We start from the raw sequence: 12,397 nt of genomic DNA, 5'->3' as shown, positions 1-12,397 counted from the left end.
CGGGTCACTCCGCCTTCGCGATGTCCGTGTCGATCTGGGCGTCGGTCCGGGCGAGCGCGGCCCCGAGGTCGCCGACGGCGCCCTTCTCGTGCGCGTAGGCCAGGTCGGTGAAGGTCAGCTGGTACGTGCCGCCGTCGGCCTGCGGGGGAGTGGTCGACGACTTCGGGTGCCGGGCGATGTCGATGAACGTCTTGAACTCCGGCGTGACCCGGAGCTTCGGCGACTCCAGGGCCGCGTGGGTGGAGGGGACGTTGTGGATGGCGTTGGCGAAGGCGACGACCGCGTCGGTGTCGGTGGTCATGTACTTCACCAGCTCCCAGGCGGCGTTCTGCTTCGCGCTGACCGCCGAGATCCCCATGATCGTGCCGGATACGTAGCCCTTGCCGTAGTCGGCGGCCTGCTCGTCGGGGACCGGCAGCGGGGCGGTGCCGATCTCGAAGCCGACACCGGCCTCTTCCGCCATGTTCAGCCGCCACTCGCCGTCGATCTGCATGGCGACCTTGCCCTGGTGGAAGGGGTGCTCGGCGCCCCACTCGTCACCGAAGGTGCTGCGGAAGCGCTCCAGCTTCGCGTACCCGCCGAGCGAGCCGACGAGTTCCTTCTGCACGGTCAGCATGCTCGCGAAGGCCGGGTCCCCGGCCAGGTTCGACTTCCCGTCCGGGCCGAAGTACGCCGGGCTCCACTGGGCCGCCAGCCGCATCGGCGTGGTCTCGTAGCCGTGGAAGGTGGGCATCAGGCCCACCCGCTCGTAGGAGTCGCCCTTCTCCTTGGTCAGCTTCTTCGCCACCGCGGCGAACTCGCTCCAGGTCTTCGGCGGGGCGGTGATGCCGGCGGCCTTGAAGGCGTCCTTGTTGTAGAGGAGGCCGTAGGCGTCGTTCAGCAGGGGCAGGGTGCACTGGTTGCCCTTGAACTGCGTGTAGTCCAGCAGGGGCTGCGGGAACACCTTGGCCTTGTCGATCCCCGACTTCGCGAGGAAGGGGTTCAGGTCGGCGAAGGCGCCCGAGTTGCAGAACTTGCCCACGCTGTCCGTGGTGAAGGAGGAGACCACGTCCGGGGCCTTGGAACCGCCCGCCCGCAGGGCCTGGTTGATCTTGTCGTCGGTCATGTTGCCGGTGACCTTGACCTTGATGTTCGGGTGGGCCTGCGTGAACCGCGCGATGTTCTCCTCGATGGCCTTGACCTCGCCCGGCGCGGACCAGCCGTGCCAGAAGGAGAGGGTGACGTTCTCGGTGGGGTCGTCCGCGGCCTGCGGATCGCTCCGGCCGGTACACGCGGTGGCGAGCACGGATATCGCGGCGACGGTCACGACGGCAGCTCGGCGGTTCCTGGGCATGGCGGTGTCTCTCTCTGCGCGGAGGGGACGGGACGTGCGGAACGGAACGGACGTGCGGAACGGAAGGACTCGCGGGGGACGTGCGGCGCGGGCGGGGCGCTGCGGGTGCTGCGGGCGGTACGGGGCCTCAGCGCGAGGTGTCGAAGACCTCGTCCCGGGTCGCTGCCAGCGCGCTCTCCAGCGCCCCCCGCAGAACCGGCCGCTCCCGCACCTCCCCGGCCACCAGCCGGGGCCGGGAGGGCGCCAGGTCGGCGAGCTCGGACTCGACCAGCGTGCGCAGGGCCTCCCCGCCCGCGGTGATCACGGCGCCGGAGAGCACGACGACCTCGGGGTCGAGGACGGCGACCATCGAGGCCAGACCGGTGGCGAGGCCGGTCGCGAAGGTCTCCAGCAGCTGCCGGTACGGGCCCTCGGGCTGCTCCGCAGCCTGCTCCAGCAGCGCGATCGCGACCGCGACCTGGGATTCGTACGGACCGCCCGGCGCGGCCTCGGGGGGCTCGATCCCCAGTTCGCGGGCGAGCCGCGGCACCACCTGGACGCCGGCGAGCTCCTGGTAGCCGCCGGTATTGGCGCGGGTGACCCCGCGGACCAGCGGGGTGCCGGGTACGGGCATGAAGCCGACCTCGCCCGCGCCGCCGGTCCAGCCGCGGTGCAGCCGGCCGCCGAGCACGAGGGCGGCGCCGATGCCGTCCTCGTTCCACAGCAGGACGAAGTCCTCGTGGCCGCGGGCGGCCCCGAGGCGCTGCTCGGCGATCGCGGCGAGGTTGACGTCGTTCTCGTACTCGACGGGCATCGGCAGCACGGCCGCGAGGTCGTCGAGCAGCGTGGGGGAGTGCCAGCCCGGCAGGTGGCTGGCGTAGCGCAGCCGGCCGGTGTGCGGGTCGAAGGCACCCGGGGTGCCGATGACCACGCGGTGCAGGTCGGCGCGGCGCAGGCCGGCGTCCTTCGCGGCCTCGTCCAGGGCGCCGGTGACCAGGGCCACGGTCCCGGGCCGCCCGGTGGCGGGGACGGCGACCTCGCAGCTGCCGGTCACGGTGCCCGTGATGTCGGCGACGGCCGCGCGGATCCGCTCGGGGGTGACGTCCAGTCCGGCGACGTACGCGGCCGAGGCGTTGAGCGCGTACAGCTGGGCGCTGGGGCCGGGCCGGCCGCCCGACGTGCCGGTGGCCACGACCAGTCCGGCGGCTTCCAGACGGGCCAGCAGCTGCGAGGCGGTGGGCTTGGACAGGCCGGTCAGCCGGCCGATCCGGGTCCGGGACAGCGGTCCGTGGGCCAGCAGCAGGTCCAGGGCAGCGCGGTCGTTCATCGCGCGCAGCACGCGCGGGGTACCCGGGGTGGTTCCGGCCATCTCCGACCTCACTGGCTCGTACTATTAGGAAAGTTTCCTATCGCGCTGCGCAAGCTACGACGCAGGTCAGAGCCGTGTCAATGGGCTGCGCCCCCGCCGTGACCGAAACGGGTCGCGACGGGGGCGCAGAAGGAGCCCGGAGCAGGGGGCGTGCGGCTACTTGGTCATCCGCACGGTGCCGGAGGGCGGCGGGATGGGCGCGGTCGCCAGGGACTGCGGCGAGGCCGGGTTGGCCAGCGCCGACGGCGGCGCGACGGCCGCCGCCGGGTCCGGCGCGGCCGGGCCGTCCTCGTCGTCGCCGGGGACGCCGCCGACGATCCGGATCCCCGCCGCGTCGAAGGCCTCCTTGATCCGCCAGCGCAGCTCGCGCTCCACGGAGAACTGCTGGCCGGGCATGGTCTTCGCGGAGACCTTCACCGTCATCGAGGCGAGCAGCACCTCGGACAGGCCCAGCACCTCCACCGGGCCCCACAGCCGCTCGTCCCACGGGGACTCCTTGGCCATGGACCCGGCGACCTCCTCGATGACCGCCCGCACCTTCGCGAGGTCCTCGGACGGCTTGACCTGTACGTCCACGCCCGCGGTGGCCCAGCCCTGGCTGAGGTTCCCGATCCGCTTGACCTCGCCGTTGCGCACGTACCAGATCTCGCCGTTCTCGCCGCGCAGCTTCGTCACGCGCAGCCCGACCTCGATGACCTCGCCGGACGCCACGCCCGCGTCGACCTTGTCCCCGACGCCGTACTGGTCCTCGAGGATCATGAACACGCCCGACAGGAAGTCCGTTACGAGGTTGCGGGCACCGAAACCGATGGCGACACCGGCGACACCGGCACTCGCGAGCAGCGGGCCCAGATTGATCTGCAGGGCGCCCAGCACCATCAGCCCGGCCGTGCCGAGGATCACGAAGGACGCCACCGAACGGAGCACGGAGCCGATCGCCTCGGAGCGCTGGCGCCGCCGCTCGGCGTTGACCAGCAGCCCGCCGAGCGCGGTGCCCTCGACGGCCTCCGCACTGCGGTTCATCCGGTTTATGAGCTTGGTGATGGCCTTGCGGACCACCGAGCGCAGGACCCCGGCTATCACCAGGATCAGCAGGATCTTCAGGCCGACGTTCAGCCAGCTGGCCCAGTTCTCCTCGACGAAGCTCGCGGCGTTCGTGGCGCTTTCGTGAGCCTCCTGGAGAGTGTTGGGAGCCTCGGGGGTGATGGCAGCCAGGGCCGGCAGTGGGGCGGGCCAGGACACGACGGGAACCTCCAGGTGCAACGGTCTGCCCGCCGGAAGGGGTGTGCGGGACAGGCCAACCACACTAACGGGGCATTCCCCTTGACCCGGTGGCCGTGTTCGAGGGAGAGACCAGACTCACCTGGATAGGAATCACGTGTGGTTGAAAACACCCCCGACCCGTTACGGGCGCGTGGTGGCGCTTCGACCAGCGCTAAGGAGAGACTGAGAGCAGATCGTCCCGGCGCGAGCCACGCGCCGCCGGCGTACAAGGAGGCACCCGTGCCGCACGTCCTGGTCCTCAATGCGTCGTACGAGCCCCTCGGCGTCGTACCGCTCCGCCGCGCGCTCGTCCTCGTCCTGGAGAACAAGGCGATCTCCCTGGAGGAATCCGGCGCCTACATGCACAGCGCGACCAGAGCCGTCCCCGCGCCCAGCGTGGTACGGCTCAAGCGTTTCGTGCGGGTCCCCTACCGGGGGCCCGTTCCTCTCACCCGCCGCGCCCTCTTCGCCCGCGACGGCGGTCGCTGCATGTACTGCGGCGGGGTCGCCACCAGCGTCGACCACGTCATCCCGCGCAGCCGCGGAGGACAGCACGTCTGGGACAACGTGGTCGCGGCCTGCCGCCGCTGCAACCACGTCAAGGCCGACCGCCACCTGGTCGACCTCGGCTGGCGGCTGCGCCACCCGCCCGCGCCGCCCTCCGGCCTGGCCTGGCGGATCATCGGCACGGGTCATCGCGACCCGCGCTGGATGCCGTACCTGCAACCGTACGGCGCCGAGGACGCGATGGCCCGGATCGACGGCGTTTCCGCCTGAGACCGGGCCCTTCTCGTACCCGGGCCCCCGCGCCGCGCCCGCCCCGCCCGCCCGTCACGGTCGCGGCCGTCCGCCAGGACACCCCGTCCGCCGAGGTCTCGATCCGGTACCCCGAGGCGTACGCGTCCTGCCAGGTCAGCACCACCTGGCCGAGCCGCACCGGCGCCGCCAGCTCCAGCTGCCACCAGGCGCCGTCCTGGGCCGGGGAGGACCAGCGGGTGGCCGGATCTCCGTCCACCGCCGCCGCGGCCGGGAAGTCCGCCGTCTCGTCGCCCGAGGACGACGCGCGGGCGCCCCGCGCCAGATCCGGGCCGCCCGTACGAGGGAAGGCCCGCACCGTGAGCGTGCGGGACTCGCCGCCGAAGGAGACCGGCACCTCGTACACGCCGGCCGGAGTGCCCGCCGGCACCGTGACCTCGACCGGTACGGACACCTGGGTGCCGCGCGGCACCGTGGTCCGCGGCGGCACCTTCACCTTGATCCCGTGCGGCGCCTTCGCCGTCAGCGCCCCCTCGATCCGGCCCGGCCGCACCGACGACAGCTCCGCGGCCACCTGCTGCGCCCCGCCGCCGATCTCCGCGTCCGTGCGGCCGCCGCCGCCCAGCTCGAAACGGGCCGACGGTTCGTCCGCGAACCACGGCACCACCCGGTGCACCGAAGGAGCCCGGCCGCCCCACAGCAGCCGCACGGCATCCGCCCGCAGCCCGCGGGCCGCCGTCTGCGTCCATCCGCTGGGCGAGATCTCGCCCAGCTTGCGCCAGCCCTCGCCCGGCACGTGCGCCTCGACGACGGTGCCGCGCCCGGCCGCCCCGGCCGGGACCTGCTCCTGCGGCGGGCCCACCGGGTCGGTCATCACCGTGACCGCTTCCACCGGCCGGGGCCGGTCCAGGCGCACGGTGTACGAACCCGAGTCCTGCGCCACCGACCCGGCGACCGCGCGGCTCGCGCCGGTCCAGGCGTCCGCCTCCGCGGCGGCCTTCGCCAGGAACGGCCCGAGCACGCCCTTGCCGACCGTCACGGCAGCGGGGCCCGCGCCGTCCGGGCCGCTCTCCAGGGCGGTGCGTGCGGTGCGCAGCGCCAGCGAGGCCCGCCAGGCCGCCGCGCCGTCCCCGCGCGCCTGGGCGTGCAGCAGGTCCACGGCCAGCTCGCCGGCGGCGCCGTAGCGGGCCAGCCGGTCGATCCACGGCCCGGCCTCCACCGGCAGGGTGCCCGCCGCGGGCCCGGAGAGCCGCAGCCGCGCCTCCCGCATCACGGTGAACGCCCCGCGCAGCCGCCCCGCGGCGCGGTCCTGCGCCGCCCGGTCCGTGCCGCCGCGGGTCTGCCAGAACTCCGCGAGCAGCGGCCGCAGGTACGCGGACTCGTCACCGCCCAGGACCGAGGAGGACGTGTTCCCGGCGAGCGCGCCGAGCGCCTCGCGGGCCCGTGCGTCCCCGCCCGCCAGGTCGTCCAGCGCGGCCTGCCAGGACGCCCCGGCCCGGTACGCGCGGGCGTTCCAGGCGTAGTCGGCCGCCGTGAAGAGCGGGATGCGGGAGACCGCGGCCTGCGGCATGGCGTTGGCCAGCAGGGCCGCCGAGCCGTTCGCGACGGCCGGTTCGCGGCCGGTGTACGGGCCGAGGAAGAGCCGGTCCTGCGCGTAGTCGTTGACGGGGTAGTTGTCCATGGTGACCAGCGGGTGCCGGAACACGTCCCGGGTCCCGGCCAGTTCCCGGCCCGTGATGGTCCGCGGCACGACCCCGATGCCCGTCCAGGCCACCTGCACCCGCGGGTCCAGGGCATCGGCGAGTGCGGTGCGGTACGGCGTCGCGCCGTCCTGGTAGTACTCCGTCGGCACCAGCGACAGCGCGGCCGCGCCCGGATGACGGCGGGCCAGGTGGCCGGCCAGCTCGCCCGCGAGCTCCGCGTGCGCCCGTGCTGCGGCCCCGGGTCCGCGGCCGAACCGCTCGCGGTCCGCCCGGCAGCCCCACTCCGTGTAGCTGACGTCCTGGAACTGCAGCTGGAACGCCCGGAACCCGAGCTCCGCCATGGCGTCCACCTTGCGCAGCAGCGCCGCCCGGTCCCCGGCCGACGACAGGCACATGGTCTGCGCGGGTGCCACGGCCCAGCCGAGCGTGACGTGCGCGGCACGGGCCCGCTCCGCCAGCGCCCGGAACTCCTGCTGCTGGTCCTGCGGGTACTCCTCGCGCCAGCGGGAGGTGCGGTACGGGTCGTCGCCGGGGGCGTACAGATAGCGGTTCTGCTTCGTGCCGGCCATGAAGCCGAGGTGCGCGAGCCGCTGTTCGTGGGTCCAGGGCTGCCCGTAGAACCCCTCGGTGGTGCCGCGCACCGCGGCCGACGGCCAGTCGCGGACCACGACGCCGGGCACGTGGGGGGCGAGGATCAGCTGGCGGAGCGTCTGGGCGGCGTGGAACAGGCCGTCTTCGCCGGTGCCGACGAGCGCGACGGTGTCCCGGCCCGCGTGCCGGCCGACCGCCATCCGGTACCCGCCCGCGGGCAGGTCCCCGGCCTCGGACCCGCCGAGCGCGCGCAACGCCGCCTCGGCGTCGGGCCCCTGGGCCCGTACGACCGTGCCGCGGCCGGGCAGCGGGGCCAGCGGGGACCGCTCGTGGAGGGTGCGGACCCCGGCCGCGCGCAGGATCCCGCGCAGGGCGTCCACGGCGTACGGGTCGGCGTCCGCCGGTACGACGAGCACGGCCTCGGCGCCGAGCCGGACGGCCGCGCCGCGGGCGGTCAGCGACTGGGGGCGGGGCCACACCGCGGGCAGCGCCGCGGACTGCTTCGCCGGGGGCGGGGTCTGACCGGCCGTCGGGGCCGGAGGGGGAGGCGCCGCCAGGGCGCCGGGTGCACCGGCCAGGCCGCCGGCGAGCAGTCCGCCGATGACGGCGACTGCGCTGGCCGTGGCCCGCTTCCTGCCCCTGAACTGCACGAAGCCTCCTCGCTCGGTCGTCCCCCGCCCGTTCGAATCAGCCCTGAGCCCACCACTCGTACGGCTGAAGTGTCAATGCGCGTGGCCTTTGTGACCGCTATGCCCTGAGTTTCGGACGGCTCGAGGTGAGGAATGCTGCAAGACCGGACGGGTAGGCCTGCGCCGTCCGCATGCGGGCGGGCCGGGCCCGCCCCCTCCCGAGGAGACCTCCGTGACCGCACCCGACCCTTCCCGGCCGGCCCCGGCCGCCGTGCCGCCCGCGCGCCGGCCCGTCGCCGCGGTCCGGCTGCCGCGCCCGATACGGCTGACCAGCGAGCCCCCGCTCGCCGCCGTACCGCTGATCAGCGAGCCGCCGCCGTGGGACGCCCCCGCCCTCACCAGCGAACCGGCCACCCTCGCCTCGTCCGAGGCGCCCGCCCTCCTGGGACGTCCGTAAGGTCCCGCCCCGCACTCCAGACGGACAGAGGTGCCGATGAGCCTCGAACGGCTCGCCGCGATGCACGGGGTGGCCACCTCGTACTCGCCCTCGCAGGACGTGACCGTCCAGGTCTCCGACCGGACCGTCCTCGCGGTGCTCGCAGCCCTCGGGGTCGACGCGTCGACCCCGGCTGCGCTGCAGGCCGCGCTCGCGGCCGCCGGGGCCCCGCGGCTGCTCCCGCCCGCGCTGGTGCACTGGGCGGGCTCCGCGCCGCCCCCGGCCCTCGCCGGACTCCCCCCGGACACCCGGCTCCGCGTCCGGCTGGAGGAGGGCGGCGACACGCCCTGGCAGCCGTGGGGACCGGACCCCGCACTGCCCCACGGCGTCCACCGGATCACCGCCGAGACCCCCGACGGACGGCGCGCCGAGTCCACCCTCGTCGTGGCCCCGCAGCGGGCCCCCGCGCCGCCCGGACGGGCCCACGGCCTCCTCGTCCAGCTCTACTCGCTGCTCACGGACCGCTCCTGGGGCATGGGCGACCTCGGGGACCTCGCGGAGCTCGCCGTCTGGGCCGCGGAGACCCACGGCGCCGGTTTCGTCCAGGTCAACCCGCTGCACGCGGCCCTGCCCGGCAGCCCCACCGACCCTTCGCCGTACCGGCCCTCCTCGCGCCGCTTCCCCGACCCGGTCCACCTGCGCATCGAGGACCTGCCGGAGTACGCCGGCTGCGCCGACCGCGCGGTCCGCGACCGGCTGGCCCGGCTGGCCGCCCGCGGCGCGGAACTGCGCCGCGCGGTGCTGGAGAAGGGCGCGCTGATCGACCGCGACGCCGTCTGGGACCTGAAGCGGGCCGCCCTGGAGCTGCTCTACGAGGCCCCGAGCACCACGGAACGCGCAAGCGCCTACCGGGAGTTCCGCGAGGCCCAGGGACCCGCCCTCGACGCCCACGCCGACTGGTGCGCGCGGGCCGCCGGGGAGCCGGAGCGGGCCGACTTCCACCGCTGGCTGGTCTGGCTGACGGACACCCAGCTCGCCGCCGCCCAGCAGGCCGCCCGCAGCGCCGGGATGACCGTCGGCGTCGTCCACGACCTCGCCGTCGGCGTGCACCCCGAGGGCGCGGACGTCCGGGTCCACCCCGAGGCCTACGCCGCGCACATGTCGGTCGGCGCCCCACCGGACGCCTTCAACGCCCGCGGGCAGGACTGGGGGCTGCCGCCCTGGCGGCCCGACACGCTGGCCGCCTCCGGCTACGGGCCGTACCGCGCCCTGCTCCGCGGGCTGCTGCGGCACGCGGGCGCGCTGCGCATCGACCACGTCATGGGCCTGTTCCGGCTCTGGTGGATCCCGCCGGGCGCCGAGCCCACCGAGGGCACGTACGTCGCGTACGACGCCGAGGCGATGCTCGCGATCCTGGTCCTGGAGGCGGACCGGGCCGGTGCCGTGGTGATCGGGGAGGATCTGGGCACGGTCGCGCCGGGCGTGCGGGAGGCCCTGGCCCGGCGCGGGGTGCTCGGCACGTCCGTGCTGTGGTTCGAGCGGGACTGGGAGGGCGGGGGCCGCCCGCTCGCCCCCGCGGAATGGCGGGCTGACTGCCTGGCCACGGTCACCACGCACGACCTGCCGCCCACCGCCGCCAAGCTGACCGGGGAGCACCTCGACCTGCGCGAGCGGCTGGGCCTGCTGGCCCGCCCGCTCGCCGAGGAGAAGGCCGCGGACGCCGCCGAGACGACCGAGTGGCTGCGGACCCTGGCCGGGCTGGGCTTCGACGTCCACGGCGAGGAGGCGGCCGTGCGCGCGCTGTACGGCTTCCTGCTGCGCACCCCGGCCCGGCTGGTCGGGGTGTGGCTCCCGGACGCCGTCGGCGACCGGCGCCCGCAGAACCTGCCCGGCACCTGGGACCAGTACCCCAACTGGCGGCTGCCGGTGGCCGATGCCGCCGGGCGGCCGCTGACCCTGGCGGAGCTGGCCGCGTCGGACCGGCTGAACGCGCTGATGGCGGCCGTACGGGCGGGCCGGGATCCGGCCCCGGACCCCCGTACGGCACCCCCGGGCGCGCGGTCCGATTAGGTGTTCGCTACGTTTGCACCGTGGACAAGAAGAACGCCCTGCGCGCCGGCGCTGTCACGGCCGGATCGACGCTGATGATGATGCTGATGACGTCTCCCGCCCTCGCGCTCACGCGCGACGACGGTGACGACCCGGGCCCGGGCCTGAGCGTGGGCGAGACCCTCGGTCTGTTCGTCGCCGCGCCGATCGTGCTGTTCCTGGTGATCGCGGGCCTCGTGATGGTCGGCGACAAGTCCCGCAAGCAGCCCGGCCAGGGCTGATCCGGGGCCGGCCTTTCCCTTTTCTCCGTCAGGGCGCCGGGGACCGTACCGCGCGTACGGCCCCCGGCGCCCTGACGCATGCTGTGCTCAGACCCCGGCCAGCAGCTTGCGCAGCAGCCCGGTGAGCGCCTCGATCTCGGCCCCGCTGAGGTCCTTCATGGCCGCGTGCTGCACCTCCAGGCCCGCCCCGACGGCCTCGTCTACGACGGCCAGCCCCTGCTCGGTCAGCGTGACCTGGAGCGCCCGCCGGTCGTGCGGATCGGGCGTACGGCGCAGCAGTCCGGCCCGCTCCAGCTTGTCCAGCCGCCCGGTCATGCCGCCCGTCGTGAGCATCAGCGTCGCCGACAGCTGCCGCGGCGAGAGCGTGTACGGCTCGCCGGACCTGCGCAGCGTGGCGACGACGTCGAACTCCCCGCGCGAGATGCCGAAGCGCGCATAGGTCCGCTCCATTTCGTCCCCCATGGTCCGGGTGATCCGGTAGATACGACCGAAGACGCCCATGGGGGCGACGTCCAGATCCGGCCGCACCGCGTTCCACTGCGCCGTGATCGCGTCCACGGCGTCCTCCTGCTCGCTCATGGCCGCAGTATCGGCCAGCAACCCGATCGATGCCAAGAAAGTTACTTGACGGAAAGTAGCTTAGCGCTAAGCTACTTATCGGCAATCTACTTTGGGGGGAGCAGCGATGACGGGGGCAGACGGACGACCGGACGCCGTGCAGGGCGGCCGGCGGATCGCGGGAGAGCGGGCCCTGCTGGCCGGGGTCGGGATCAGCGCCGTCGGCATCGGCATGTACATACCGTTCACGCTGGTCTTCTTCCACCACGTCACCGGGCTCTCCTTCGCCGCCGTCGGCGTGGTGCTCACCGTCACCGGCCTGGCCGGACTGGCCTTCATGCCGCTCGCCGGCTCGGCCGTCGACCGGTTCGGCGCCCGGCGGGTCAACGTGGCCCTCTACGGCGTCCGCGTCCTCGGCTTCGCCCTCTTCCCACTGGCCGGGTCGCTGCCGGCGTTCGCAGCCGTCGCCCTGGTCACCGCCCTCGCCGACCGGTCCTTCCCGGTCGTGCAGCAGGCGCTGATCGGGGAGGTGGCCCGGGGCTCCGCCCGGGACAGGCTCCAGGCCTCCGTCCGCGCCCTCCAGAACGCCGGAATGGGCGCGGGCGCCCTCCTGGTGTCCGCGGTGCTGGCCCTCGCGGGCAGCGGCGGCTACACGTACACGGCCTGGGGCAACTCCCTGGCCTTCGCGGCCGCCGGACTGCTCGTCAGCCGGGTCCGCCCGGTGCGGGGCGGGGAGGCGGCCGCCGCCCGGCGGCCCGCGGCCGGCTACCGGACGGTGCTGCGCGACCGCCCCTTCCTGGGGCTGACCGCAGCCAACTTCCTCACCGCGCTCGGCTACGCCGCCCTGTCCGTCCTCTTCCCCCTCTACATCGCCACCTGGCTGCGCGGCCCCGCCTCGCTGACCGGCGCCGCCTTCACCCTCAACACCGTGCTGTGCGCCGGGGCCGGCGTGCTGGTCGCCGGCCGGGTCCGCCGGTCCGGTGCCCGCCGCACCCGCTCCGCGGCCCTCGGCTCCCTGCTCTTCGCCGCCGCCTTCGCCGGCCAGATCGTGCTCGGCACCCTGCTCCCGGGGCCGGCCGTTCTGATGGCCGCACTGCTGGTCATCGTGGTCGTCTACACCCTGGGCGAGCTCGTCCACAGCCCCTCGGGCGGCGCCCTGTCGGTCTCCGCCGCCCCGGAGGCCGTGCGCGGCCGCTACCTGGCCACCTACCAGCTGTCCTACTCGCTGGCCACCGCGCTGGCCCCGTCCCTGTTCACCGCCCTGCTGGCCGTCGACGGCCGGCTCCCCTGGGCGCTGCTCACCGTGGCCGCACTCGGCGCCGCCCTGGCGCTGGTCCGGCTGGAGCGGCACCTGCCCCCCGAGGCCGTGCACCCCGAGCCGCCGGTCCGTGCTGCCGCCCCGAGCAGCCCGGCCCCGGCGGCCGCCTGAGCCCGTACCGCCGCCCGGCCT

General features: G+C 74.7%; 10 protein-coding genes. 5 read left to right on the top strand and 5 right to left on the bottom strand.

Annotated features, from left to right (window positions below; translation table 11 throughout):
• Nucleotides 1-4 precede the first annotated feature (4 nt).
• The 3 genes from ACZ7H1_RS09530 to ACZ7H1_RS09520 all read right to left on the bottom strand — a co-directional run bounded on the left by ACZ7H1_RS09530 (nucleotide 5) and on the right by ACZ7H1_RS09520 (nucleotide 3,923).
• The gene (locus tag ACZ7H1_RS09530) at nucleotides 5-1,333 is read right to left on the bottom strand and encodes an ABC transporter substrate-binding protein (RefSeq protein WP_470785125.1); all 1,329 of its coding nucleotides are present in this window, start codon (nucleotides 1,331-1,333) and stop codon (nucleotides 5-7) included.
• 127 nt (nucleotides 1,334-1,460) lie between these two features.
• A complete protein-coding gene (locus ACZ7H1_RS09525) occupies nucleotides 1,461-2,681 on the bottom strand; it encodes an ROK family transcriptional regulator (protein ID WP_470785123.1) in 1,221 nt (406 codons plus the stop codon).
• A 156-nt stretch (nucleotides 2,682-2,837) separates the two neighbouring features.
• The gene (locus ACZ7H1_RS09520) at nucleotides 2,838-3,923 is read right to left on the bottom strand and encodes a mechanosensitive ion channel family protein (RefSeq protein WP_470785121.1); all 1,086 of its coding nucleotides are present in this window, start codon (nucleotides 3,921-3,923) and stop codon (nucleotides 2,838-2,840) included.
• Nucleotides 3,924-4,184: 261 nt separating this feature from the next.
• Here ACZ7H1_RS09520 and ACZ7H1_RS09515 point away from each other — a divergent pair, with 261 nt between their 5' ends.
• The gene (locus tag ACZ7H1_RS09515; protein ID WP_470785120.1) at nucleotides 4,185-4,721 is read left to right on the top strand and encodes an HNH endonuclease; all 537 of its coding nucleotides are present in this window, start codon (nucleotides 4,185-4,187) and stop codon (nucleotides 4,719-4,721) included.
• Here ACZ7H1_RS09515 and ACZ7H1_RS09510 read toward each other — a convergent pair.
• A complete protein-coding gene (locus ACZ7H1_RS09510) occupies nucleotides 4,624-7,644 on the bottom strand; it encodes a beta-N-acetylglucosaminidase domain-containing protein (RefSeq protein WP_470785119.1) in 3,021 nt (1,006 codons plus the stop codon). The two genes, ACZ7H1_RS09515 and ACZ7H1_RS09510, sit on opposite strands and share 98 nt — an antisense overlap.
• 211 nt (nucleotides 7,645-7,855) lie before the next feature.
• On the opposite strand from ACZ7H1_RS09510, the gene ACZ7H1_RS09505 reads away from it, so the two are divergent.
• Genes ACZ7H1_RS09505 through ACZ7H1_RS09495 form a run of 3 tightly spaced genes read left to right on the top strand, consistent with a single transcriptional unit; the run spans nucleotide 7,856 to nucleotide 10,389 of the window.
• Nucleotides 7,856-8,080 (top strand): hypothetical protein, encoded by a 225-nt coding sequence (locus tag ACZ7H1_RS09505; RefSeq protein ID WP_470785118.1) that lies wholly within the window; start codon nucleotides 7,856-7,858, stop codon nucleotides 8,078-8,080.
• A gap of 36 nt (nucleotides 8,081-8,116) precedes the next feature.
• Nucleotides 8,117-10,129: a 4-alpha-glucanotransferase gene (locus tag ACZ7H1_RS09500; RefSeq protein WP_470785117.1), complete on the top strand. Its 2,013-nt coding sequence runs from the start codon at nucleotides 8,117-8,119 to the stop codon at nucleotides 10,127-10,129.
• Nucleotides 10,130-10,149: 20 nt separating this feature from the next.
• On the top strand, nucleotides 10,150-10,389 hold the full coding sequence (locus tag ACZ7H1_RS09495; protein ID WP_470785116.1) for a hypothetical protein: 240 nt from the start codon (nucleotides 10,150-10,152) through the stop codon (nucleotides 10,387-10,389).
• A gap of 87 nt (nucleotides 10,390-10,476) precedes the next feature.
• On the opposite strand, the gene ACZ7H1_RS09490 is transcribed toward ACZ7H1_RS09495, so the two are convergent.
• Entirely contained in the window at nucleotides 10,477-10,968 is a 492-nt protein-coding gene (locus ACZ7H1_RS09490; RefSeq protein ID WP_470785114.1) for a MarR family winged helix-turn-helix transcriptional regulator, read from the bottom strand.
• A gap of 106 nt (nucleotides 10,969-11,074) precedes the next feature.
• On the opposite strand from ACZ7H1_RS09490, the gene ACZ7H1_RS09485 reads away from it, so the two are divergent.
• Entirely contained in the window at nucleotides 11,075-12,376 is a 1,302-nt protein-coding gene (locus ACZ7H1_RS09485) for an MFS transporter (protein WP_470785112.1), read from the top strand.
• The last annotated feature ends 21 nt before the right edge of the window (nucleotides 12,377-12,397 follow it).

Source organism: Streptomyces sp. NPDC037401 (assembly GCF_055602345.1).
The sequence above is the reverse complement of the archived record's forward strand: the minus strand, read 5'-3'. Positions and strand labels throughout refer to the sequence as shown.

What these genes read in the sequence shown, in the direction of transcription:
- ACZ7H1_RS09485 (WP_470785112.1), top strand. Translation starts at nt 11,075, where the DNA reads ATGACGGGGGCAGACGGACGACCGGACGCCGTGCAGGGCGGCCGGCGG.
- ACZ7H1_RS09500 (WP_470785117.1), top strand. Translation starts at nt 8,117, where the DNA reads ATGAGCCTCGAACGGCTCGCCGCGATGCACGGGGTGGCCACCTCGTAC.
- ACZ7H1_RS09490 (WP_470785114.1), bottom strand. Translation starts at nt 10,968, where the DNA reads ATGAGCGAGCAGGAGGACGCCGTGGACGCGATCACGGCGCAGTGGAAC.
- ACZ7H1_RS09530 (WP_470785125.1), bottom strand. Translation starts at nt 1,333, where the DNA reads ATGCCCAGGAACCGCCGAGCTGCCGTCGTGACCGTCGCCGCGATATCC.
- ACZ7H1_RS09525 (WP_470785123.1), bottom strand. Translation starts at nt 2,681, where the DNA reads ATGGCCGGAACCACCCCGGGTACCCCGCGCGTGCTGCGCGCGATGAAC.